Raw genomic sequence first — 21,993 nt, forward strand, 5'->3', positions numbered from 1 at the left:
TGCCGACCTCGATCACGGCGACCGAGAGGGCCTCGACAGGCGAGGTCCCGGGGAGTGGGTCAGGAGAGCTGCGCGATGATGCGGGCGGCAGCCTTGGTGCCAGTGGCGGCGCAGGCGGGGACGCCGACACCGTCGAGGTAGGCGCCGGCCAGGGCCAGGCCGGGGAGGTCGGCCGTGGCGGAACGCAGGTCGGCGATGCGGGCGGTGTGGCCGGGGGCGTACTGCGGGAGGCCGCCGGGCCAGCGCTGGACCACGGCGCGCAGGGGGCGGATGTCGGCGGCGGTGACGGTGGTGAGGTCCTCGACGGCGGCGGTGACGAGGTCGTCGTCGGACCAGGACAGCGGGGCCGGGTCGCCGAAGCGGCCGAAGGAGGCGCGGACCAGGGCCACGTCACGGGCGGCCAGGTGCGGCCACTTGCGGCTGGAGAGGGTGAAGGCCTTGGCGCGCAACGGTTCACCGGTGGCGACCAGGATGCCGGAGTTGTCGGGCAGGGCGGTCTCGCGCGGCAGGGCGAGGGCTACCACCGCCGAGGAGGCCAGGTCGATTCCGGCGGCCAGCTCGGCGGCCTCCGGGGCCACCGCGCGCAGGAGTTCCGCGGTCACCGGGGCCGGGGTCGCGAGGATCACAGCGTCGACGTCGCCGACCGGGTCGAGCCGCCAGCCCTGTGCGGTGCGGGCGAGAGTGGTGACCGCCGTACCGGTTTCGGCCTTCACATCGGCGGCGGCACGCAGCGCGTCCAGCAGGGCGCGGTAGCCGTCACGGATGCCGCCGAACACAGGCGTGGTGCTGGGCGGGGGCAGGGCCTCGGACACGGCCCGGGTCAGGCTGGCCGCGCCGCGATCCAGGGCGGCGGCCAGCGTCGGCAGCGCGGCCCGCACGCCGATCGAATCCGCAAGTCCCGCATACACTCCCCCGAGCAGCGGGTCCACGCTGCGCCGGACCACCTGCGCCCCGAAGCGATCCCGCACCAGCTCCCCCACCGATACGTCCCCGCCCCGCTCCCACCGCAGCGGCCGGGACGGCTCCGCCGCAACGGCGGCCAGGGTCTGCGCATCCACCAGCCCCGCAACCGATTCCGGCGCGGCGGGGATGCCCATCAGCGTCCGCTCGGGCAGCCGATGCCCCACCCCTTCCGACCACACCAGCGGCCGCTTGCCCGCCGGATGAACGAGCTGCTCCGCAATCCCCAACTCCCCCATCAGTTCCGGAATCTCGGGCCGCCGGCCCACGAATGCCTCGGCCCCCAGATCGACCGGATCCCCCTCGATCTCCACGGTCCGCAGGATCCCCCCGACCCGATCCCGCCGCTCCACGAGGATCAGTTCCGCCGACTCCCCGAGCGCCTTCCGCAGCCGATACGCGGCCACCAGCCCACTGATGCCGCCACCGACAACCGCGACCCGCATCGACAACTCCTCGCCACTCGCCGAACGCCGCGACCACACGAACCCGCGGCCCGCGACCCGCACCTCGACCTCGAGCCGCCCCGAGCCAACCTACTCCCGCTGCCCGCTACCCCTGCCTCCGGTGCCCGCCCATCGCGGCCCCGTTCCACGCCGGCCCGGCCGCCCCGAACCACGTTCACCAGCGCTTTCGAACCGCCCGCCCAGAAATGGCACGCATCGGAACGTGATTGACACCGCGCCGCGAACACCCCACCGGCCGAAGTCCCGCCCCCTCACACGGTCGGCGCACCCGCTGGACATTCGACGGCTTCGGCGATCTGGCCCACCTACCTCGGCCGGGCCCGGCGGTCAGCGCCTTCGATGGGGCGAAGCCGAAGCGCCCTCCGGTCACGTCACAGGGGCTTCGATCCCAACCACGCGCACCGCTGGTGGGAAGCGCTGGTCAGAGCGGGAGCGGGAGGCTGTGGATCAGGGCGACGGTCTCGGTGATGACGCCGGGGTCGGTGTTCGGGAGGACGCCGTGGCCGAGGTTGAAGATGTGACCTTTGGCGCCCAAGGTGATTGCCTCGTCGGCTTCACGGGCGATGCGGCGCACCTCGGCGTCGATCGCCGCCGGGCCCGCGAAGAGCACGGCCGGATCGAGGTTGCCCTGCAACGCTTTTCCGGGGCCGACCCGGCGCGCGGCCTCGTTCAGCGGAATCCGCCAGTCGACGCCGACCACGTCCGCGCCCGCTTCGCCCATGGCGCCCAGCAGTTCTCCGGTGCCGACGCCGAAGTGGATGCGCGGCACACCCGCGGACGCGATCTCGGTGAAGACCCGTTCCGAGTGCGGCAGAACGTATTCCCGGTACTGGGCCAGGCTCAGCGCGCCCGCCCAGGAGTCGAACAGCTGCACGGCGTCCACGCCCGCATCGATCTGGGCGCGCAGGAATTCGATGGTGATGTCGGTGAGCACGCCCAGCAACTGGTGCCAGGTCTCGGGGTCGGCGAGCATCATCGCCTTGGTGCGCTCGTGGTTCTTGCTGGGCCCGCCCTCGACCAGGTACGACGCCAAAGTGAACGGGGCACCGGTGAATCCGATGAGCGGGGTGTCACCGAGCGCGTCCAGCAGCAGCTTCACACCGGCGGTGACCGCGCCCACCTCCTCGGCGCGCAGCCGCGGCAGCGCGCGCACATCGGCAACGGTGCGCACCGGATTCGCGACCACCGGGCCGACGCCGGCCACGATGTCGAGATCGATGCCGGCGGCCTTGAGCGGAACCACGATGTCGGAGAAGAGGATTGCCGCGTCCACTTGGTGGCGGCGAACCGGCTGCATGGTGATCTCGCACACCAGCTCCGGATCGAAACACGATTCCAGCATGCCGATTCCGGCACGCACCTCGCGATACTCCGGAAGGGACCGACCAGCCTGTCTCATGAACCACACCGGACGCCGATGCGGAACGCCACCGGTGGCGGCAGCAAGGAACGGGGCATCGGTCAGCAGGCGTCGGGTGTGAGTACTCATCACCGCCCATCGTAAAGGGGCCCCGGCGGCGCGCCTCGCACTACTCGGCACCGGAGGGGTCTACGGTGCCTTTCGTGACACCGCTCGACTTCCGCGACGGCGCTGCCCCCACCCCGGAGCCCGAAGAACCAGCCCGGTTCCGCGCCGCGGTCGAGGCCATGGGAACCGCATCTGTGCATCCTCGAATCGAGCTGGCACCGATCCGCCCGCCGCAGCGCCTCGCCCCGTACTCGTACGCCCTAGGCGCGGAAGTCACGCGACCCGATACAAACGTGGTGCCCGTCGACTCCGAGGGCGACGCGTTCGGCCGGCTGATCCTGCTGCACGACCCGGCCGGGCAGGAAGCCTGGCACGGGGTGTTCCGTCTGGTCGCCTACATCCAGGCCGACATCGACTCCGCCCTCGCCGCCGACCCGCTGCTGCCGGAGGTGGCGTGGAGCTGGCTGGTCGACGCGCTCGACTCGCGCACCTCCTTCACCGCCCTCGGCGGCACGGTCACCGCCACCAGCTCGGTGCGCTACGGCGACATCGCCGGGCCGCCGCGCGCACACCAGCTCGAACTGCGCGCCTCCTGGACCGTGTCCGACACCGTCATGCGGCCGCACGTGGAAGCCTTCTGCGAGGTGCTCGCCTACGCGGCCGGACTGCCGCCCGCGGGGGTAACCCGGCTGGACGTGCGCCGGGGCGAGAACACCGAATAATTGGGCGCGAGATCGGGGCGGCCGAACCTCGAATTCCCGCGCCGGTCGCCCGAAAACCCCCTCTCGCCTGCGAGAACATCTGTACTGCAACGAAATCGACGACCGCCACGTACGATTCCCCATGGCCCGACGCAGTGTCACGGCCGGTCGTTTCACCGACGTGACGCGGCCCGCCAATGCCCAACCCGTAGAGTTCAAGACCATGTCCGTACCAGATGAACCCGAAGCCACTGCCGCGGTACCGTTGCTCGCGCCAGTGGACGGTGTACCGCCGGTACTGGACTCCGCCGCCGCGGTGGCCGCCGCCGCCCGCCAGCTCGCCGCCGGAAGTGGACCGCTCGCGGTCGACGCCGAGCGCGCCTCCGGCTTCCGCTACTCCAATCGCGCGTACCTGATCCAGCTGCGGCGCGAGGGTGCGGGCACCTTCCTCATCGACCCGATCCCGGTGGACGGGGAGCTCACGCCGCTGGCCGAGGCGATCAACGATCTGGAGTGGGTGCTGCACTCCGCGGATCAGGATCTGCCCGGGCTGGCCGAACTCGGGCTGCACCCGGCCCGGCTCTTCGACACCGAACTCGGCGGCCGCCTCGCGGGTTACGAGCGCGTGGGCCTGGCCGCCATGGTGGAGAAGCTGCTCGGCCGCGAGCTGCGCAAGGGCCACGGCGCGGCCGACTGGTCCACCCGGCCGCTGCCCGACGACTGGCTGAACTACGCGGCCCTCGATGTGGAGCTACTCATCGAGCTGCGCGACGCGGTCGCCGCCGACCTGGCCGAGCAGGGCAAATCCGAGTGGGCCACAGAGGAATTCGAGCACGTCCGCACCGCGGAGCCGGCCGGCCCCAAGGCCGACCGCTGGCGGCGCACCTCCGGCATCCACACCCTGCGCCGCACCCGCCAGCTCGCCATCGTCCGCGAACTATGGACGACCCGCGACCGTCTGGCCCGCCTGCGCGACGTGGCCCCCGCCCGCATCCTCCCGGACTCGGCCATCGTGGCCGCCGCCACCAACGAGCCCAAGTCCATCGCCCAGCTGCGCACCCTGCCGATCTTCGGCGGCCCCCGCCAGCGCCGCTACTCGCGCGAATGGCTCGGCGCGGTGGAGCGCGCCCGCACCCTCCCCGACAGCGAGCTCCCGCCGCTCACCCAGCACTTCGACGGCCCGCCCCCGGTCAACCGCTGGGAGCGCCGCGACCCGGCCGCCGCCGCCCGCCTGCAGTGCGCCCGCGCGGCCATGACCGACCTCTCCACCGAGGTGTCGGTCCCGGTCGAGAACCTGCTCACCCCGGACCTGCTGCGCCGCATGTGCTGGGACGGGCTGCCCAAATCGGTCGCCAACGGTGAAGCCCCGACCCTCATCGAGGGCTACCTCGCCGCGGGCGGCGCCCGCCCGTGGCAGCGTGCTTTGACCGTCCCGCGCCTGAGCGAAGCCCTCTACCCGAAAAGCTGACCCCGGAAATATCGCCCAGGAAAGTTGGGGCACAAGGGTTTTCTGAAGTGGACTCATTTCACAGTTGGTGAAAGTTAGATTCTGTCGACCCCGAACCAAGGGGCACGAAAGAGGAGTCCACCAATGCACGTCACCCGCCGCCCCCTGCACTACATCGGCTGGGCCGCAACCACTTTGGCACTGGCCGCGACCACCACCACGCTGTCGGCACCTACCGCCTCCGCCGATGTCGGCCCCATCACGGTCAACGACTGCACGACAAGGAACAGCTCCGACGCATGCGCGCCGGCGTCGTCGATTGTCGTAGGACACGTGTACCAAGTCGTGTCGCCGGCCGACATCTACGTGCCATTGCCACCCCTGTCGGCACCCACGGTGAATTTCTATGACAACGGCCAGTGCATCGCGGGCGCACCGTCACCGTCGGGCATGGGTGTTACCGGCATCGACTACGCCAACTCATCGGTCTCCTGGGTTCCGAACGCCCCCGGAACGCACAAGATCACCGTCACCCAGGCATCCAAGACCGCCACCCTCACCGTGAACGTCGTCGCCGCGCCACCGGGGTCCACCGCACAGCAACCGCCGCAGCAGGCCGGCTGTGGCGGCGGCGGCAGCATCGGATCCGGCAGCTCGAACCTCCTCGGCTCCGGCAGCGCGCACTGACCCGACGGACCACCTCGAGCACGAAAGAACGCGAATGCACAGCTCGATCCGCTCCCTGCGCCGCATCGGCTGGGGCGCAACCACTTTGACATTGGCCGCGACCATCACCGCCCTATTCACGCCCGCCGCCTCCGCCTCCCTCGGATTCCCCGTGCTCGTCGATGCCGCAACCGGCGCGGGGGTGGGGTCCGCGGTCGTCGGACGCACGTACACGTACTACGCGGGCATCAACTTCCAGCCCATGTTCGCGAGCACAGCGGACTTCTACGACAACGGGCAATGCATCGGAAGCGCCCCGATATCGGGTCCGGGTGCACTCCAGATCACCTGGGTTCCCACCGCCGCCGGATCGCACACGCTCACCATCGTCGGCGGCGTCAAGGAGATCTCGGAGAAGTACGACGTGACTGCCGCGCCCGCGGGATCCACCCCCGCCCAGCCGCCGAAGCAACCCGGCTGCGGCGGTGGCGGCAGCGCCAACCTCATCGGATCCGGCAGCGCCGCCCTCGACGGATCCGGCAGCGCCGGACTCTGATCACGAATACGGAAGAGACGGCAACCAAATGCATATCACTCACCGCACCACACACCGCATCGGCTGGGGCGCAACAACTCTGGCGGTGGCCGCGACCATCGCCGCACTGTCCGCGCCCACCGTCACTGCCTCCATCGACGGTCCCGAGGTCGACGATTGTTCGACCGGCACCTGCACGGTGCCATCGTCATACGTCGTAGGACAGACCTACTCGTTCTACGCGGGCCCATTTCTGACGAACGTGAGCGCCACGAGCTTCTACGACAACGGGAAATGCATCGGCAGCATCTCGTACCCACACACCGGCCGCAATGCCATCGCATGGGTTCCGACCACGGCCGGAACACACGAACTCTCCGTTGCGACCTCCTCCACGATCCCGTTCGTGGTGATGCAGCCGTATACGTTCACGGTGTCGGTGGTCGCCGCGCCACCGGGTTCAGGCACTCCGCAGCCCCCGCAGCAGGGCACCTGCACCGGATCCGGAAGCGCGAACCTGCTCGGATCCGGCAGTTCCAACTTGCTCGGATCCGGCAGTTAGCACGCGCCGGGCGCGCGGCGGCCGTTCGGTCAGTCCTGGAATTCGGGTGGGCGGCGGTCGCGGCGGGCTCGGATGGCCTCGTCGAAATTGTCGGTGGTGAGGCGGACGTAGAGCTGGGCCATGCCCTCGTTCTGCATGTGGGATTCGAAACTGCCCGCCTCCAGGCCACTCCACAGCAGGCGCTTGGTGAGCTCGCCGCCGACCCGGCTCCAGCGGATGATCTGGTCGGCGGTGTCGTAAGCGGCCTCGAGGAGTTTGTCGCCGGGGACGACGCGGGAGACGATGCCGATGCGCTCGGCTTCCGCGGCGTCCACATCGCGGCCGGTGAGCATGATCTCGAAGGCGCGGGTGGAGCCGATGGCCCGCGGCAGCGTGTAGCTGATGCCGAGTTCGGCGGAGGTGAGGCCGTTGTTGATGCCCGCCGCGCGGAAATACGCGTCCTCCGAGGCGATTCGGATATCGGTCCCCATGGCCAGGCAGAACCCGCCGCCGATGGCCGCGCCGTTGATGGCGCTGATCACCGGCTGGTGCATCCGCTTGATCGTGAGCATCACATTGTTCAGCAGCTCCATCGAGCGCCGCGCAATGCTGGTGCGCGTCAGCCCCTCTACCCCCGGCACCTTGCCGGCGTGCTGCAGATCCGCGCCCGAGCAGAACCCGTGCCCGGCGCCCGTGAGCACCACCACGCGCACCTCGTTGTCGGCCGCCACGCCCTCGAGGGTCTCCCGCAGCGGCACCATCACGTCGAACGCCATGGCGTTCATTCGGTCCGGCCGGTTCAATGTGACCAACGCGATCCCCGGCCGCGGCTTCTCGACAAGCACAAACGACATCCGAACTCCCGTCCCGAAACTGTAACCTGTTTCAGAATCTACGCGAGAACCCCAGCTCCGTATAGAAAGAAGGGCCCGCGATCGGATGATCGCGGGCCCGTCACGAGCGGAGTGCCATTCTGCGGGGCTACTCGGCCGCCGGGAGCAGGGCCTGCTCGATCTCGCCGCCGGAGGCATCGGCGGCGCCGAGCCACACGTGCACCCGCTGGGCCACCTCGCCCGGAGTGAGGCCGAGATCCTGGTGGATCTTGGCGCGGGAGGAGTGGTCCAGGAAATGCTGGGGGACGCCGAGGTCGCGGGCCGGGACGTCGACGCCCGAACTGCGGAGCCGGGCGGAAACTGTGGAGCCGATGCCGCCGTGCAGGCCACTGTCCTCGAGAGTGACCACCAGACGGTGGTTCCCGGCCAGCTTCACCACGGTGTCGGAGACCGGGAGGACCCAGCGCGGATCGACCACGGTCACCGAGACGCCCTCGGCCTCCAGCAGATCCGCGACCTTGAGCGCGAGGTCGGCGAAGGCGCCGACCGCGACCAGCAGGACATCGGCGCGCACCGAGTACGCGGCAGCGTCTTCCACGTCGGGCAGGCGCAGCACATCCACGCCCTCGAAGCGTTCCACCGCCGGAATCTCTTCGATCGCAGGACCCTTGGGGAAGCGGATGGCGGTGGGCCCGTCGCTGATGTGCAGGGCCTCCCCCAATTCCTCACGCAGGCGGGCGGCGTCGCGCGGGGCGGCGACCCGGATGCCGGGGATGATGCCCAGCACCGACAGGTCCCACATGCCGTTGTGCGAGGCGCCGTCGTCGCCGGTGATGCCGGCGCGATCGAGCACCAGGGTCACCGGGAGCTTGAGCAGCGCCACATCCATGAGCAGCTGGTCGAAGGCCCGGTTGAGGAAGGTCGAGTAGATGGCCACTACCGGATGCAGACCGCCCAGGGCCATACCGGCCGCGGAGGTCATGGCGTGCTGTTCGGCGATGCCGACGTCGAACATGCGCTCCGGGAAGCGATTTCCGAACGGGGTCAGCCCGGTCGGCCCCGGCATGGCCGCGGTGATCGCCACGATGTCGTCGCGCTGCTCGGCCTGGGCGATGAGCTCCTTGGAGAACACCGAGGTCCAGCTCGGCGCGGACGGGCCGCCCAGGGGCTCACCGGTCTCCGGGTCGATCTGGTTGATGGCGTGCATCTGATCGGCCTCGTGGTCCTCGGCCGGCTTGTAGCCGCGGCCCTTCTGCGTCACCGCGTGCACGATGACCGGACCACCGAAGTCCTTGGCCCGCCGCAGCGCAGCCTCCAGCTGCACCGGATCGTGCCCGTCGACCGGGCCCACATACTTCAGCCCGAGATCGCTGAACAGCTCCTGCGGCGCGACCGCGTCCTTGATGCCGGTCTTGATGGCGTGCAGCATCGAGTACGCCGAATCCCCCACGCGCGGAATGCTCTGGACGATCCGCTTGGTGGCGTCGAGCGCGTGCTCGTAGGCGGGCTGGGTGCGCAGCCCCGCGAGCCGCTCGGCGAGCCCGCCGATGGTCGGCGCGTAGGAGCGGCCATTGTCGTTGACCACCACGATGACCGAGCGGTCCGGCCCGGCGGCGATATTGTTCAGCGCCTCCCAGCACATGCCGCCGGTGAGCGCGCCGTCACCGACGACCGCGACCACATGCCGCTTCTGCCGGGTCAGCGCGAACGCCTTGGCGATGCCGTCCGCATAGGACAGCGAGGCCGACGCGTGCGAGGACTCCACCCAGTCGTGGGCGCTCTCGGCCCGGCTCGGGTACCCCGACAGCCCGCCCTCTTTGCGCAGCGTGTCGAACCCGTCCTTGCGGCCGGTAAGGATCTTGTGCACGTAGGCCTGATGCCCGGTATCGAAGATGATCGGGTCGGCCGGCGAGTCGAAAACTCGGTGCAACGCGATGGTCAGCTCCACGACGCCGAGGTTCGGCCCCAGGTGCCCGCCGGTGACGGCGACCTTCCGCACCAGGAACTCACGAATCTCCTCGGCCAGCTCGTGCAGCTCCGGTACCGACAGCCGACGCAGGTCCTCGGGCGTGTCGACCCGGGAAAGCACTCCCACGGCTATTGCTCCCTCCGGATGTCTCCTGTGTTTGCAACAGTCTACGGAGCCCATTCCGGCCCCCGATGCCAGGAACGAAACGCCACCTGCAACATCCGTAGCAGATGTGAGGCTCAACACAGATTACGCCGGTTACAGTGGCCCACTGGTCCCGTCCGGCGGCGTCGTCGCCCGCATCATCGAGGAAGTGTACGAGCTGTGCCGGGCCGACGCGTCGGGAACGCCGGCCGACTACATTCCGGAACTGGCGGCAGTACAACCCGATTCATTCGGCATCTGCCCGGCTACCGCCGACGGGCCGGTCTACGGCAGCGGAGATCTGGACGCCGCCTTCACGATTCAGTCGACCCGCACCATTGCCCGCGGTGAGCTCATCGTCGCCCGGGACAGTCTCCGCTGGACTGGCACTGCTGGAACGCCTGGCGGGCGCCGCCCATACGCAGACCGATGCCGCCGTGCGCGCGGTAGCGGCGCACGGCGGCATCTGATCCGCCTCGGGCCGAGCCTCGTCCGACACCCCTCGATGGTCGTACGAGGCCGCCCGCAGTCATTCCGGCCGGGATGGCGGGGTGGGTCGGCCATCCGGATGGCGGTGGGTGGTCACCGGGGGACCAGTGGTGGTCAGAGGTAGCCGTATTCCTGCCAGCGATCCAGGACACGCTGCTGAACCGCTGCGGGCCAACCGTTTTCGAAGCTGCCCTTCACCGGGCGCTGGGACTCGTCGAACAGATCGGCCAGCAGGCAGTTGTAGATGACCTTGCCCGCGCGGTACGAGTGCTGCTCCACCTCGGAGAGATAGACCGAGAGCGCGGCGGTGAGTTCGGCCGGGAAGTGGACCTCGCCGTGTTCGGGGTGGGCGCGGGTGGCGAAGGCCCACACGATCTGGTTCACGTCGGTGATGTCGATGTCGTCCTCGACCAGCAGCACCTTGGGGACGCCGAAACCGGCCTTGCCCGCGAAGACGACATCGCCGACCTTGTGCGCGAACTCGCCGGAGGAAATCGGAAGCTTGTCGTGCCAATCGGAATCGGCGGCCACGATCAGCCAGTGCAGTGCCGATTCGTAGGAGAACCACGTCGACGCGACAGGCAGACCGGCCTCGCGCAACTGGTAGAGGATCTCGGCGGCGTGCATGGTACCGGTGGCGGTGTGATCTTCCTCCACCGGTGGCCCGGCCGCGACCACGGGCAGGATGGCGTCGTCGCGGTACGTGATGGCGGAGACGTGGAAGACCGGCTTGTCCGAGGCTTCGACGGCGTTGTAACCGGGGTATTCGTTCATCGGCCCCTCCGTCACCGTCTCGTCGAAGGAGATGTGGCCCTCGATGACGATCTCGGCGGTGGCGGGGACGAGCACGTCCACGGTCTCGGCGGGCACCACCTCGATGCCCTCGCCGAACAGCGCTCCCAGGAAATGGGATTCGTCCGCGCCCTCGGGCAATGGCATGGCGCCGACGAACGGCAGACCCGGTTCGACGCCCAGGGCCAGCGCGATGGGCATGGGCTTGCCCTGCTCGGCCCATTTGGCGCGAATGATGCCCAGGTGCTGTGGCCCGGGAATGAGGCAGGCCAAGGTGTTCCGGCCAGCGATCATCATGCGGTTGATCGACCAGTTGGTCCATGAACCATCCGGAGTCTTGGCGATGTTCATGCCGTAGGTCTGGATGTAGCGGCCGCCGTCATTGCCGTGGATGAGCGGGGTCGGGAAGGCCAGCAGGTCGATATCGTCGCCGCGCACAATGTTCTGCTTGCACGGCGCGGTCTCGGCGGGAACCCGCACCGGCGGGATGCCAGGCTTGCGGCGGGCCTCGACAACGGCCTCGACGATCTCCTGCCCGGACGCGTCCGGGGACAAGCCCAGCGCCAGCGCGATTCGCGCCAGCGTATGCCCGGGCCCCGACAGGCTGCCGGGCGCGCCGAGTACGCGGAAACCGCTGTCCTGGTATCCGGTGATCTTGGTGAACAGCGGCGCGGGGGCCTTCAGGTCGTAGGAGCGGCGGATGACAGCGCCGATCTCCAGATTCCAGTCGACCTCGGTGTCGATGTGCTGGACCTCACCGATGGCGTCGAGCGCCTCGATGAACTCGCGCAGGCTCTTCAAATGCGGCACAGGGGTTTTCCTTAGCGTCGGGTGTTCGCCGGTGTCGGGTGCTCATGACGATGCCGCCCATCTCGGTGACCGCGGCAAGTCGACGCGATTCACACTCACCGGCTCAGCATCCGTCACGTGTCGGATAGCCATCAACGCCGAAATCCGCGAAGATCGATAAGAAATGCTGATCGAAGACTCGCCTCGAGAACCCCGCGTCGACCCGGCCGAACTGGAAGCGTTCGTGGTCCTCGCCGAAGAACTGCACTTCGGCCGGACCGCCGACCGCCTCGGACTGTCCCAGCCCCGGGTCAGCCAGCTGATCCGCAGCCTGGAGCGCCGCGTCGGCCGCCGCCTGGTGGAGCGCACCAGCCGCCGGGTCACCCTCAATCCGCTGGGCGAGCATCTGCTGGCCCGCGCGCGCCCGGCCTTCCAGGAGCTGCAGCGGGCCTTCGCCGAAACCCGCACCGCGGCACGGGGCCTGCGCATCGGCTTCCTCGGGCCCTACGCGTCCACCCTGGACACCGCACTGACCGGATTCCGGGCCCGCCATCCGGAATGCCAGATCACGCTCACCCAGCTGGCGTGGACCGACATCTTCGGCCCGCTGCGGCGCGGCGAGGTGGACATCCAGATCTGCCTGGCCCCGGTCGAGCAGCTCGGCCTGACCGTCGGGCCGGAGGTGGGCGTGTTCCCGCGGCTGCTGGCCATCGCCCGCAGCCATCCGTGGGCCACCCGCGACCGCATCGACGTCGAGGATCTGGCCGAATTGCGGGTGATCGGACCGCATCCGGATGTCGCGCCCGAATTCGCGCGCGCCTTCTGGCCGCCGGCCACCACCCCGCGCGGGCGGCCCATCCCGCGGGTCGCGCCCGCGCGCACCGAACCCGAGATGCTCACCGCGGTCGCCCACAACAACGCCGTCTTCGCCACCACCACCGCCATGCCCACCTACTTCACCCATCCGGAGGTGGCATTCGTCCCGCTCACCGGCCTGCCCGACGCACGGGTCCGGCTGGTGTGGCGCACCGACACCGACCATCCCAAGGTCGACGAATTCGCCGGGCTGGCCGCCGGACAGCCCGCGGCGGGCCTACGTCAGCAGGCGTAGCCAGGATTACGCAAACGCGTGCAGGCGCGCCGCCGCGAACGCGCCTACGCTGGCGGACAACGAGATTGCTTCCCTCCCCCGAGGTGGATTGTCATGACCGATTTCGATCCCGCGGTCTACGGACCGTCCACCGTCCGCGTCGGCACCGCGGAACGCGAACAGGCCGCCGCCGCACTGGGCGAGCATTTCGCCGCCGGCCGGCTCGACGTCGCGGAATACGACGAGCGGGTGGGCCGGGCATACGCGGCCAAGACCGCGGGCGAGCTGGCGGTGCTGTTCGGCGACCTACCCCGGCCGCAACCGCTCGCGCCGCAGATCCCGGCCCCGCCGCCCGCCCCGCGCCGCCCGCTGCCGCTGGCCCCGATCGGTGCGGCCGTGCTGCTGGTGTTCATGGTCGCGTTCGCGGTGACCACCCACTTCTTCCCGTTCTTCCTGTTCCCGGTGCTGTTCTTCGTCTTCGCCCGCGGGCGGTACGGGTATCGCGGTCCGCGCTACCACCGCATGTGAGGGCTAGGGTGAATTCGTGGGCGTCATAGGCGAACTGTTCCCCGGCAAGAAGCTGCAGGACGAGGGCAGCGAGGACGGCAGCGGCGAGGGCCACCGGCCCCGGGTCAGCCTCGATCTGGACGCCGGGGTGATCCGGGTGTCCCCGGCCCGGCCGGATCCCGGCCCGGACGCGCCCGCGTCGCAGGGCTAGGACACACCCGATAGGGTCGGGCTTCGACCAAGCCGAGGCGGCTCGGTGCGGCCGGAGGGTGAAAACACGTGACCGACAACAATGATCACTGGGCGAACCCCCACGGCGGGCCACAGGGCTGGGGCTATCCCGATGCGGGACAACAGGACTGGGGTTATCCGGGCGAGGCACCGCAGCCGACCGAGTATCCGGGCTTTGCCGCGCAACTGCCCCCGGGGTACCAGCTCGCGCCTCCGCAGTACATCACGGGTCAGCAGCCCCAGTACATCACCGGACAGCACCACCAGTACGTCACCGGGCAGCATTCCGTCCCGAATTATGCGGGGCAGCAACCGATTCCGGGCTACGCGCCGCCACCCGCACCCGGCGGCGGTCCCCGTCGCACCCGGCTGATTCTCGCCGCGCTGGCCGCGGTCATCGTGCTGGCCGGCGGCGGTATCGCGGCGTATGCGCTGACCCGGGACTCCGCCGGCAGCGGCACCACCGCCGCGCCCGGCACGACCGCCGCGCCCTCGGGCGGGCCGTCCGCCACCGGGCCGTCCCGGTCCGGCGCACCCAAGCCCGGCAGCACCACCGTGGTCGCCCCGGCACTGGGTATCAGCTACGACGTGCCCGCCGGGTGGACGATCGCCGAGCCCACCGACATCACCGCGCAGACCGGGACCGACGGCTCGGTCATCGGGCACGCCAAGTCCACCGAGGGCAACGACTACTGCGCGGGCTCGGCGTATCGGACCCTCGCCTTCGTCGCCCACGTCGACGGCAGCGATCCCGCCGCCGCGGCCGTCAAGGTGGCGAGAATCTCGGCGGAGAGCGGCTACTCGGACGCGACCGGCGGCAACCAGGGCGCGCCGGCCGCGGTCACCACCACCAGCGGCATCACCGGTCAGCAGGTCGAGACCTCCGGCAGCTGGCAGCCGGGCGTGCCGGGCTGCACCACGACCAGCTACTCGATCTACACGTTCGCGTTCTCCGGCCCGAACAAGGCGCTGCTGGTGCTGGCCATCCTGGCCGACCGCGGTACCCAGGGCGAACTGGCCGCCGACCGGGCCGCGCAGGTGATCGCCAGTCTCCGCACCTCCTGACCCGCGCCGATCAGGCTCAGGTCGTGGCCATCATGGACGACGACGAGATCTCCGCCGCGTTCGTCGGCGAGCTGACGCCCTACGCGGTGCCGGTGATCCTCGAGGAACCCAACCCCGACTGGCCGTCCTGGTACGCCGACGACGCCCGGGCGATCCGAGCGGCCTTGGGGGCGACGGTCTTACGACTCGAGCACACCGGGTCCACCTCGGTGCCCGGCCTCGCCGCCAAGCCGGTCATCGACATCCTGCTCGTGGTCGCGGACACCGCCGACGAACCGGCCTACGTGTCCGCCCTGGAAGCCGCCGGATACACCCTGCGCGTACGCGAACCCGACTGGTACGAACACCGCTGCCTGGTCCGCCGCGTGGAAGACGGTGCGCCGCACGACATCAACCTCCACGTGTTCTCCCCCGGCCTCGGCGACACCGGGATCGAGCGAGTCCTCGCCTTCCGTGATCGGCTCCGCACCCACGACGCCGACCGCGCCCACTACGAACGGACCAAACGCGTACTGGCGCAACGACAGTGGAAGTACGTCCAGCACTACTCCAACGCCAAGAGCGCGGTGATCGAAGAGATCATCGCCCGCGCCCTCCCCGCCCGCTAGCGCGTACCGCCGCCGGGCCCCGGCGGTCCTTGCCTCGGCCAATACACTGGCCGGATGCCCCTCGTCGAGGTGACCTACAAGCCGGAGCTTCCCGAGACCGTGCTGCGTGAGCTGGGCAAATGGCTGCCGCACCTGGTGTCCCTCGCCGTCGAATGCCCGGAGGAGCCCTACGACGGCGATCTGCAGGCGGGGGATGTCGAGATCCGCTTCCATCCGCTGGGCAAGTTCGATCGCTCGGGGATGGATGTGGTCATCGAGGTCCGGTCGAAGTACTTCGCGAGCCGGGCCGAGAACCGGCAGGAGCGCTGTGACCAGCTGCTCGCCGATATCGAGAAGTTCGTCGACGCGCATATCGGCGTCTACTTGACCCTGCCGGTCGCGGCCTGGTCGCAGAGCGAGTGACCGCTCACTGCCGGCCGGCGCGGTGGCACTGCCGCCACTTCCAATAGACCAGGCCCACAACGCAGACCAGGCCCACAACGGCAATTTTCAATCAATGATTGAATTACTGATTGAACCGTGTTTCACTGCTTGTCATGGTCGAGAAGGTGTCCGCGGGAACGCGGGAACGGCTGCTCGCGGCAGCCGAGCAGCTACTGCTGACCGAGCCCTATGACGAGGTATCGGTGCGCGCCGTGTGCGCGGCGGCGGGCGCCAATCCCGCGGCGGTGCACTACCACTTCGGATCCAAGGAGGCGCTGGTCGCCGCGCTCATCGAGGCGCGGCTCGGGCCGCTGTGGGAGGAGGGGCTCGGCCGGGCCACGGGCGGGCGGGATTCGGTGCCCGCGGTGGTGGACACCATCCTCGCGCCGTTCCAGGAGCTGGCCGCGGATCCGCTGGGGCGCCTGCATCTTCGGCTGCTGGCCCGCTTCGTGCTGGGCCGGCATCAGACCTCGTGGCAGGGGCCGTGGTTCCGGATGGACTCCTGGACCCCGCTGCTGCCCGAACTGAGGGCCGGCGAGGCGGGACGGCGCTGGATGCTGGCCTTCGACCTGATCATCATGCGGTTCGGCGCTCCCGAGATCGAGGATCACGGGATGCCCGAACCGGCGTTGACGGCCCTGCGGAACTTCGTGGTGGCCGGACTCACCGCACCGGGAGAAAAACCATGAACGAGATCTTCGCACCGGCGAAACTCGGCCCGATCACTCTGCGCAACCGGGTGATCAAGGCCGCCACCTTCGAGGGACGCACCCCCGACGCGCTGGTCACCCCCGAGCTCATCGACTTCCATCGCGAGGTCGCCGCGGGCGGGGTGGGCATGACCACCGTCGCCTACTGCGCGGTCGCGCCGGGCGGCCGCACCGACCGGCACCAGATCTGGATGCGGCCCGAAGCCGTTCCCGGACTGCGTGAACTGACCGACGCCGTGCACGCCGAGGGCGCGGCCGCCAGCGCCCAGATCGGGCACGCCGGACCGGTCGCCAACGCCGCCTCCAACCGCGTGCCCGCGCTCGCGCCGAGCCGTATGTTCAGCCCGCTGAGCATGCAGGCCATGCACGTGCCCGGCGACTCCGAGATCCGTGAACTCATTGCGGCACACGCGAATGCGGCGCTGCTTGCCGAGCGGGCCGGATTCGACGCGGTCGAAATCCATTTCGGCCACAACTATCTCGTGAGCTCGTTCCTGAGCCCGCTGCTCAATCGCCGCCACGACAAGTGGGGCGGCACGCTCGCCAACCGGGCCCGGCTCGCACGCGAAATCGCCTGCGCCGTAAGGGATGCCGTGGGCGACCGGCTGGCCGTGACCGCCAAACTGAACATGGAGGACGGCCGCCGAGGCGGGCTCACGGTCCCGGAGAGCATCCAGGTAGCCGCCTGGCTGGAGGCCGACGGCGCGCTCGACGCCCTCGAATTGACCGCGGGCAGTTCACTTCTCAACCCCATGCTGCTGTTCCACGGCGACGCACCGCGCAAGGAGTTCGCCGAGGTGCTGCCCGGCCCGGCGCGAATGGGTTTCAAACTGGTCGGGCGTGCCTTCCTCAAGGAGTACCCCTACCACGAGGCGTACCTGCTGGAGCGGGCCCGCCAGTTCCGACGTGAACTGTCCGTGCCGCTGATCCTGCTGGGCGGCATCACCAATCTCGACACCATGAACCTGGCCATGACCGAGGGATTCGAGTTCGTCGCCATGGGCCGGGCACTGCTGCGCGAGCCGAATCTGTTGCAGCGCATCCAGGCCGACGCGGCCACCCGGTCGGCCTGCGTGCACTGCAACAAGTGCATGCCCACCATCTACACCACCACCCGCTGCGTGTTCCGGCCGGAGCGGACCATCATCGATCTCGACGGAAGGCACCGAGCATGAGCGGACGGCTCGACGGACGCGTAGCGCTGATCAGCGGCGCGGCATCGGGAATGGGCGCCTCGCACGCGCGCGCATTCGTGGCCGAGGGCGCCTCGGTGCTCATCGGCGACATCTCGGACGAGGCGGGCGCGAAACTGGCCGCCGAACTCGGCGACGCCGCAGCGTACGTCCATCTCGATGTCACCAAGGCCGAGGACTGGCGCACGGCCGTGGACACCGCGGTCGAACGCTTCGGCAAGCTCGACGTGCTGGTCAACAATGCCGGCATCCTCGACTTCGGGCCGCTCGGCACCTACACCGAAGAACAGTGGCAGCGTGCCCTGTCCATCAACCTCACCGGCCCCTTCCTCGGCCTGACCGCCGCCCGCGACGCCCTGGTGGCGGCCAGGCCCGCGGCGGTGGTGAACATCTCCTCCGCTGCGGGGATCCAGGGCGTGCCGGGCGCGCACGCCTACACCGCCTCGAAATTCGGGGTGCGCGGACTCACCAAGTCCGCGGCGCTCGAGCTCGCCCCGCACGGGGTGCGGGTGAATTCCGTTCACCCGGGCGGGATCATGACGCCCATGATCGGCGTGCCCGAGGGCACGACCACCGATCGCGACGCAAACACCCTGGCCCGCCTCGGTGTGCCCGAAGAGGTCACGGCGCTCGTGGTGTTCCTCGCGAGCCACGAATCCAGCTATTGCAATGGCGCCGAGTTCGTCGTCGACGGCGGTATGACGGCGGGCCGCCCGGTCTGAGACCTACTGCTTGTAGGTCGCCAGGAAACGTCCGATGCGCTCGATGATGGCCTCGAGCTCATCGGCGTGCGGCAGCGTCACGATCCGGAAGTGGTCGGGGCGCGGCCAATTGAAGCCGGTGCCCTGCACGATGTGGATCTTCTCGCGCAGCAGCAGATCCAGCACGAACTGCTCGTCGTCGTGGATCCGGTACATGTCGAGGTCGATGCGAGGGAAGGCGTACAGCGCGCCCCGGGGCTTCACGCACGAGATGCCCGGGATGGCGTTGAGCGCCTCCCACGCGCGGTCGCGCTGCTCGCGCAGGCGGCCGCCGGGCAGGGTGAGGTCGTAGATGCTCTGATGTCCGCCGAGCGCGGCCTGAATCGCCTGCTGCGCAGGAACATTCGCGCACAGCCGCAGACCCGCCAGCATGGTCAGGCCCTCGAGGTAGTTCTCGGCGTGCTCGATCGGGCCCGATACCACCAGCCAGCCACCGCGGAAGCCGGCGGCGCGGTAGGACTTGGAGAGGCCGGAGAAGGTGAGGCACAACAGATCCGGGGCCAGCGCGGCGGTCGCGGTGTGGGTCAGGCCGTCGTAGAGGATCTTGTCGTAGATCTCGTCGGAGAACACCACCAGGTTGTGGCGGCGCGCGATCTCCAGCATCTGGCGCACCACCTCGGGCGAATACACCGCGCCAGTGGGGTTGTTCGGGTTGATGATGACCAGCGCCCGGGTGCGGTCGGTGATCTTGGACTCGATATCGGCCAGATCGGGCATCCAGTCCGAGCCCTCGTCACAGATGTAGTGCACGGTCCGGCCGCCGTTGAGCGCGGTGGCGGCGGTCCAGAGCGGGAAATCCGGTGCGGGAACCAGGACTTCGTCACCGTTCTCCAGCAGCGCGGTCATGGCCATCATGATGAGCTCGGAGACGCCGTTGCCCAGGAAGACCTGTTCGACGTCGAGTTCGGAGAGTCCGAGCGTCTGGTAGTACTGCACCACCGCGCGCCGCGCCGAGAGCAAGCCCTTGGAGGCGGAGTAGCCGCTGGACTGCGGCAGATTGCGGACCATGTCCTGAAGCAGTTCGGCGGGCGCCTCGAAGCCGAAGGTCAGCGGGTTGCCGGTGTTGAGCTTCACGACGTGATGCCCTTCCGCCTCCAGCCGTGCGGCGTGCTCGGCGACCGGCCCGCGGATCTCGTAGGACACGCCCGCCAGCTTGCTCGACTGCTTCACCTGCATCAAACGACCCCTTCTCGGTGTGGTTGCCGCACACTCTACTTGGAAATTCCAAGTTTGCACTTGGTATTTCCAAGCTGTTGGTTAGAGTGGGATCGTGACACGCCGAAGCTACGACCACTACTGCACCGTCAGCCGCGCCCTCGACATCGTCGGCGACCGGTGGAACCTGCTGGTGGTCCGCGAATTGTGTTCGGGCCCGCGCCGATACAGCGACCTGTTCGCCGACCTGCCCGGCATCAGCACCGATGTACTGGCCGCCCGGCTCAAGGATCTCGAGCGTGACGGGATTCTCACCAAGCGCCGTGTCGGCCCCCGTGCCGGAACCGCGGTCTACGAGCTCACCGACTCCGGCGCGGCACTGCGGCCGGTGCTGGACTCGCTGTCGGCCTGGGGCGCGGCACAACTCGGCGAACAGCGCGCGACCGACGCCGTACGGGCGCACTGGTTCGCACTCCCCCTCGGACATGCCGTGGCCGAGCTGGTGCCCGCCGGCACCGTCACGGTCCGCATCGGCGAGACCGCCTTCCACTACGTGATCACCGAATCCGGCGTCACCCATCACGACGGCCCGGCCGCCGCACCGGATCTGGAGATCCGGCTGGAGCTGGCCGCGGCGAGCGAGATCGCCACCGGCGCCCGCTCGCTCGCCGCGACCCTCGACCAGGCGAGCGGAACCGGGCAACCGGTCGCCTGAACCGCGGCACCCCTCGTCGACGCGCTGGCGGCAGGTGGTCGGCGGCCGTCGGTAGCATCGGCTGGGTTGTGCCCGCATCGATCGAGGAGGAATCCGTGACCAGCGAGAACCCCACCGGCACGATCACGATCGTCGGCTCGGGCAGTGCCAGTGCCATGCCGGACATCATGCGGGTGTCGATCTCGGTCGAGACGCGCGCCGACACCGTGGCCGCCGCCTATGCGCGGGCCGGGGAACGTGCCGACGCGATGATCTCGTCGCTGCGCGCGGACGGTGTGGCGGGTCGCGACATCACGACCAGCGGGCTCACGGTGCGCGCGGAAACCGTATGGACCGAAGGGAATCGGGAGAAGCTGGTCGGCTATATCGCCGGCACCGCGCTGACGGTCACGCTGCGCGAGATCGCCGGACCCGGCGGGGAGGCGAAACCCGCCGCCGACGGCGGGCCCGCCGCGATCATCGCGCATGCGGTCGACGCGGGCGGCGACGATGTGCGCCTGGGCGGGCTGACGCTGACCGTCGCCGACGAGGAGAACCTCATGGTCCGCGCCCGCGACGCCGCCTGGGACCACGCGCTGGGCAAGGCCGAACAGTACGTGTTCCGGGCGGGCCGCAGGCTGGGACCAGTGCTCGAGATCACCGAGGACGTCTCCGGTCCCGCGCCCACGCCGCGAATCGCGTTCGCCGCCAGCAAGATGGCCGCTCCGGGCGGCGCGGTGCCGGTGGAGCTCGGCGAGAGCGAACTGTCCACCAGCGTCCGGATCACCTGGCAGCTGGCCTGAGCCTCAGAGCTCGACCTGCGCCAGCAGGGAACCGGCGCGCACGGCGGTGAGCTGAATGCGAAAACGGGTGGCGTCCGCCCGGGTTCGATGCGGGAACGGGTCCTCGACGACCATTCCGCGCAGATCGTGTAGCAGCCGCGTGCCCTGCGCGATGGTGAGGCGGCCGATGTCCACCAGGTGCCGCACATTGCGACCGCCGTCCGGATCACCGGTCCCGGCCGCGTACGCCGTCACCTGCTGCAACGCCGACCGCAGCCGCTTCTCGCACGCCGGGAACCGGCCCCGCTCATAGTGTTTCACCGCGTGCCGCAGGTGCTCCAGCGCCGTCTGCTGGCCGCGCACCTCGAGCTCGGTCTCCAGCAGCGCCACCCGCTCGGCCAGCCGCACCGGCAGCCACGCCGTGGGTTTCAGGCGACATCGCACGCTCGCCTCCGGCTCGGCACCGATCACCCGGTCGATCTTCATCCGGTAGCCGTCCCCGAGCAGCGCCGTGCGCAGCGCCGGCATCCACAACGGAAGGCTCTTGCGCGCCAGGGACTCTCCCTGTAGGAACCGCGCCACCGTCACCTCGACCAGATCCAGCAGCGCCCGATCCGCCTCCGCGTTCCCGCCCAGCGCCGCCAGCCGCGCCCCGTACACCGGCGTCACCAACCGCCCCCAGTAGCTGTCGGCGTTCACCCACAACTCGACGCCGTACTCCGGCCGCTTGAGATCCACCCCCAGCAGCAATGCCTCGAGCGAGTGGAACCGCGACTGATCCCCATAGATCAGCTCCACCACCGACGCCACAGTCGGATCCGACAACGTAGTCATGGGCAACATCTTGGCGCACCCCCAAATCGCCCGCGCCCCAACCCATCCCCCGCGACCCCGACCCGCCGCACCAAGATCGGGGAGCTGTCGGTGCGGAGCATCGGGCGACATTCCGGAGGGACAGCTCCCCGATCTCGAA

Annotated in this window: 24 protein-coding genes and 1 pseudogene; 18 read left to right on the top strand and 7 right to left on the bottom strand. The window is 69.5% G+C overall.

The genetic code is table 11. From position 1 onward, the window contains the following. Positions 1-59: 59 nt before the first annotated feature. Together ACFXHE_RS22375 and hemE are read right to left on the bottom strand one after the other, a co-directional pair. A complete protein-coding gene (locus ACFXHE_RS22375) occupies positions 60-1,406 on the bottom strand; it encodes a protoporphyrinogen oxidase (protein ID WP_379385816.1) in 1,347 nt (448 codons plus the stop codon). A 442-nt stretch (positions 1,407-1,848) separates the two neighbouring features. Beyond that, positions 1,849-2,916 carry a uroporphyrinogen decarboxylase gene (hemE, locus tag ACFXHE_RS22380; protein ID WP_379385818.1) on the bottom strand — a complete coding sequence of 356 codons (1,068 nt, stop codon included), beginning with the start codon at positions 2,914-2,916 and terminating at the stop codon, positions 1,849-1,851. Positions 2,917-2,990: 74 nt separating this feature from the next. Between hemE and ACFXHE_RS22385 the strand changes: the two genes are divergently transcribed. The 5 genes from ACFXHE_RS22385 to ACFXHE_RS22405 all read left to right on the top strand — a co-directional run bounded on the left by ACFXHE_RS22385 (position 2,991) and on the right by ACFXHE_RS22405 (position 6,806). Further along, a complete protein-coding gene (locus ACFXHE_RS22385; RefSeq protein WP_379385820.1) occupies positions 2,991-3,617 on the top strand; it encodes a DUF3000 domain-containing protein in 627 nt (208 codons plus the stop codon). A gap of 202 nt (positions 3,618-3,819) precedes the next feature. Then, positions 3,820-5,064 carry an HRDC domain-containing protein gene (locus ACFXHE_RS22390; protein WP_379385923.1) on the top strand — a complete coding sequence of 415 codons (1,245 nt, stop codon included), beginning with the start codon at positions 3,820-3,822 and terminating at the stop codon, positions 5,062-5,064. A gap of 123 nt (positions 5,065-5,187) precedes the next feature. Further along, the gene (locus ACFXHE_RS22395; protein ID WP_379385822.1) at positions 5,188-5,730 is read left to right on the top strand and encodes a hypothetical protein; all 543 of its coding nucleotides are present in this window, start codon (positions 5,188-5,190) and stop codon (positions 5,728-5,730) included. Positions 5,731-5,764: 34 nt separating this feature from the next. Further along, entirely contained in the window at positions 5,765-6,265 is a 501-nt protein-coding gene (locus ACFXHE_RS22400) for a hypothetical protein (RefSeq protein WP_379385824.1), read from the top strand. A 28-nt stretch (positions 6,266-6,293) separates the two neighbouring features. Then, on the top strand, positions 6,294-6,806 hold the full coding sequence (locus tag ACFXHE_RS22405; protein ID WP_379385826.1) for a hypothetical protein: 513 nt from the start codon (positions 6,294-6,296) through the stop codon (positions 6,804-6,806). Between the two features lie 29 nt (positions 6,807-6,835). Here ACFXHE_RS22405 and ACFXHE_RS22410 read toward each other — a convergent pair whose 3' ends face one another. Further along, positions 6,836-7,639 (bottom strand): enoyl-CoA hydratase, encoded by an 804-nt coding sequence (locus tag ACFXHE_RS22410; RefSeq protein ID WP_379385828.1) that lies wholly within the window; start codon positions 7,637-7,639, stop codon positions 6,836-6,838. 127 nt (positions 7,640-7,766) lie between these two features. Continuing rightward, positions 7,767-9,713 (bottom strand): 1-deoxy-D-xylulose-5-phosphate synthase, encoded by a 1,947-nt coding sequence (dxs, locus tag ACFXHE_RS22415; RefSeq protein ID WP_379385830.1) that lies wholly within the window; start codon positions 9,711-9,713, stop codon positions 7,767-7,769. Positions 9,714-9,900: 187 nt separating this feature from the next. Here dxs and ACFXHE_RS22420 point away from each other — a divergent pair. Both ACFXHE_RS22420 and ACFXHE_RS22425 read left to right on the top strand, forming a co-directional pair. Continuing rightward, positions 9,901-10,059, top strand: a pseudogene (locus ACFXHE_RS22420) (glutaminase); the annotation flags it as partial. Between the two features lie 19 nt (positions 10,060-10,078). Continuing rightward, positions 10,079-10,201 carry a hypothetical protein gene (locus ACFXHE_RS22425; RefSeq protein WP_379385932.1) on the top strand — a complete coding sequence of 41 codons (123 nt, stop codon included), beginning with the start codon at positions 10,079-10,081 and terminating at the stop codon, positions 10,199-10,201. 133 nt (positions 10,202-10,334) lie between these two features. Here ACFXHE_RS22425 and ACFXHE_RS22430 read toward each other — a convergent pair whose 3' ends face one another. Further along, on the bottom strand, positions 10,335-11,822 hold the full coding sequence (locus ACFXHE_RS22430) for a UbiD family decarboxylase (RefSeq protein ID WP_379385832.1): 1,488 nt from the start codon (positions 11,820-11,822) through the stop codon (positions 10,335-10,337). Positions 11,823-11,985: 163 nt separating this feature from the next. On the opposite strand from ACFXHE_RS22430, the gene ACFXHE_RS22435 reads away from it, so the two are divergent. From ACFXHE_RS22435 to ACFXHE_RS22475, 9 genes are all read left to right on the top strand, one after another. Further along, the gene (locus ACFXHE_RS22435; RefSeq protein ID WP_379385834.1) at positions 11,986-12,912 is read left to right on the top strand and encodes a LysR family transcriptional regulator; all 927 of its coding nucleotides are present in this window, start codon (positions 11,986-11,988) and stop codon (positions 12,910-12,912) included. A gap of 93 nt (positions 12,913-13,005) precedes the next feature. Continuing rightward, positions 13,006-13,419 (top strand): DUF1707 domain-containing protein, encoded by a 414-nt coding sequence (locus ACFXHE_RS22440; RefSeq protein WP_379385836.1) that lies wholly within the window; start codon positions 13,006-13,008, stop codon positions 13,417-13,419. Positions 13,420-13,435: 16 nt separating this feature from the next. Further along, positions 13,436-13,609, top strand: coding sequence for a hypothetical protein (locus tag ACFXHE_RS22445; protein WP_364618937.1), 174 nt, complete (start codon positions 13,436-13,438; stop codon positions 13,607-13,609). 68 nt (positions 13,610-13,677) lie between these two features. After that, complete coding sequence (locus ACFXHE_RS22450; RefSeq protein ID WP_379385838.1) at positions 13,678-14,694, top strand: hypothetical protein; 1,017 nt, start codon at positions 13,678-13,680, stop codon at positions 14,692-14,694. 32 nt (positions 14,695-14,726) lie between these two features. Further along, positions 14,727-15,302 carry a GrpB family protein gene (locus ACFXHE_RS22455; RefSeq protein WP_379385924.1) on the top strand — a complete coding sequence of 192 codons (576 nt, stop codon included), beginning with the start codon at positions 14,727-14,729 and terminating at the stop codon, positions 15,300-15,302. Between the two features lie 54 nt (positions 15,303-15,356). Continuing rightward, positions 15,357-15,704 (top strand): hypothetical protein, encoded by a 348-nt coding sequence (locus tag ACFXHE_RS22460; protein ID WP_379385840.1) that lies wholly within the window; start codon positions 15,357-15,359, stop codon positions 15,702-15,704. A gap of 134 nt (positions 15,705-15,838) precedes the next feature. Further along, on the top strand, positions 15,839-16,414 hold the full coding sequence (locus ACFXHE_RS22465) for a TetR family transcriptional regulator (RefSeq protein ID WP_379385842.1): 576 nt from the start codon (positions 15,839-15,841) through the stop codon (positions 16,412-16,414). Then, positions 16,411-17,610: an NADH:flavin oxidoreductase gene (locus ACFXHE_RS22470; RefSeq protein ID WP_379385844.1), complete on the top strand. Its 1,200-nt coding sequence runs from the start codon at positions 16,411-16,413 to the stop codon at positions 17,608-17,610. The genes ACFXHE_RS22465 and ACFXHE_RS22470 overlap by 4 nt, the downstream gene beginning before the upstream one ends. Beyond that, positions 17,607-18,350 (top strand): glucose 1-dehydrogenase, encoded by a 744-nt coding sequence (locus tag ACFXHE_RS22475; protein ID WP_379385846.1) that lies wholly within the window; start codon positions 17,607-17,609, stop codon positions 18,348-18,350. Before ACFXHE_RS22470 ends, ACFXHE_RS22475 begins: the two co-directional genes overlap by 4 nt. Before the next feature lie 3 nt (positions 18,351-18,353). Here the strand turns inward: ACFXHE_RS22475 and ACFXHE_RS22480 are convergent, their stop codons facing one another. Continuing rightward, positions 18,354-19,565 carry a pyridoxal phosphate-dependent aminotransferase gene (locus ACFXHE_RS22480; protein ID WP_379385848.1) on the bottom strand — a complete coding sequence of 404 codons (1,212 nt, stop codon included), beginning with the start codon at positions 19,563-19,565 and terminating at the stop codon, positions 18,354-18,356. 94 nt (positions 19,566-19,659) lie between these two features. On the opposite strand from ACFXHE_RS22480, the gene ACFXHE_RS22485 reads away from it, so the two are divergent. Further along, entirely contained in the window at positions 19,660-20,259 is a 600-nt protein-coding gene (locus ACFXHE_RS22485; RefSeq protein ID WP_379385850.1) for a winged helix-turn-helix transcriptional regulator, read from the top strand. Between the two features lie 95 nt (positions 20,260-20,354). After that, on the top strand, positions 20,355-21,041 hold the full coding sequence (locus ACFXHE_RS22490; protein ID WP_379385852.1) for an SIMPL domain-containing protein: 687 nt from the start codon (positions 20,355-20,357) through the stop codon (positions 21,039-21,041). A 3-nt stretch (positions 21,042-21,044) separates the two neighbouring features. Here ACFXHE_RS22490 and ACFXHE_RS22495 read toward each other — a convergent pair whose 3' ends face one another. Further along, entirely contained in the window at positions 21,045-21,854 is an 810-nt protein-coding gene (locus ACFXHE_RS22495; RefSeq protein WP_379385854.1) for a hypothetical protein, read from the bottom strand. Positions 21,855-21,993: the final 139 nt, after the last annotated feature.

This window comes from Nocardia sp. NPDC059229, from assembly GCF_042754165.1.
Taxonomy (GTDB): Bacteria; Actinomycetota; Actinomycetes; order Mycobacteriales; family Mycobacteriaceae; genus Nocardia.

Bases quoted from the DNA above. Each gene is read 5' to 3' on its own strand.
- ACFXHE_RS22375 (WP_379385816.1), bottom strand. From the start codon at position 1,406: ATGCGGGTCGCGGTTGTCGGTGGCGGCATCAGTGGGCTGGTGGCCGCG.
- hemE (WP_379385818.1), bottom strand. From the start codon at position 2,916: ATGAGTACTCACACCCGACGCCTGCTGACCGATGCCCCGTTCCTTGCT.
- ACFXHE_RS22390 (WP_379385923.1), top strand. From the start codon at position 3,820: ATGTCCGTACCAGATGAACCCGAAGCCACTGCCGCGGTACCGTTGCTC.
- ACFXHE_RS22395 (WP_379385822.1), top strand. From the start codon at position 5,188: ATGCACGTCACCCGCCGCCCCCTGCACTACATCGGCTGGGCCGCAACC.
- ACFXHE_RS22400 (WP_379385824.1), top strand. From the start codon at position 5,765: ATGCACAGCTCGATCCGCTCCCTGCGCCGCATCGGCTGGGGCGCAACC.
- ACFXHE_RS22405 (WP_379385826.1), top strand. From the start codon at position 6,294: ATGCATATCACTCACCGCACCACACACCGCATCGGCTGGGGCGCAACA.
- ACFXHE_RS22410 (WP_379385828.1), bottom strand. From the start codon at position 7,639: ATGTCGTTTGTGCTTGTCGAGAAGCCGCGGCCGGGGATCGCGTTGGTC.
- ACFXHE_RS22435 (WP_379385834.1), top strand. From the start codon at position 11,986: ATGCTGATCGAAGACTCGCCTCGAGAACCCCGCGTCGACCCGGCCGAA.
- ACFXHE_RS22440 (WP_379385836.1), top strand. From the start codon at position 13,006: ATGACCGATTTCGATCCCGCGGTCTACGGACCGTCCACCGTCCGCGTC.
- ACFXHE_RS22455 (WP_379385924.1), top strand. From the start codon at position 14,727: ATGGACGACGACGAGATCTCCGCCGCGTTCGTCGGCGAGCTGACGCCC.
- ACFXHE_RS22460 (WP_379385840.1), top strand. From the start codon at position 15,357: ATGCCCCTCGTCGAGGTGACCTACAAGCCGGAGCTTCCCGAGACCGTG.
- ACFXHE_RS22465 (WP_379385842.1), top strand. From the start codon at position 15,839: ATGGTCGAGAAGGTGTCCGCGGGAACGCGGGAACGGCTGCTCGCGGCA.
- ACFXHE_RS22470 (WP_379385844.1), top strand. From the start codon at position 16,411: ATGAACGAGATCTTCGCACCGGCGAAACTCGGCCCGATCACTCTGCGC.
- ACFXHE_RS22475 (WP_379385846.1), top strand. From the start codon at position 17,607: ATGAGCGGACGGCTCGACGGACGCGTAGCGCTGATCAGCGGCGCGGCA.
- ACFXHE_RS22480 (WP_379385848.1), bottom strand. From the start codon at position 19,565: ATGCAGGTGAAGCAGTCGAGCAAGCTGGCGGGCGTGTCCTACGAGATC.
- ACFXHE_RS22495 (WP_379385854.1), bottom strand. From the start codon at position 21,854: ATGACTACGTTGTCGGATCCGACTGTGGCGTCGGTGGTGGAGCTGATC.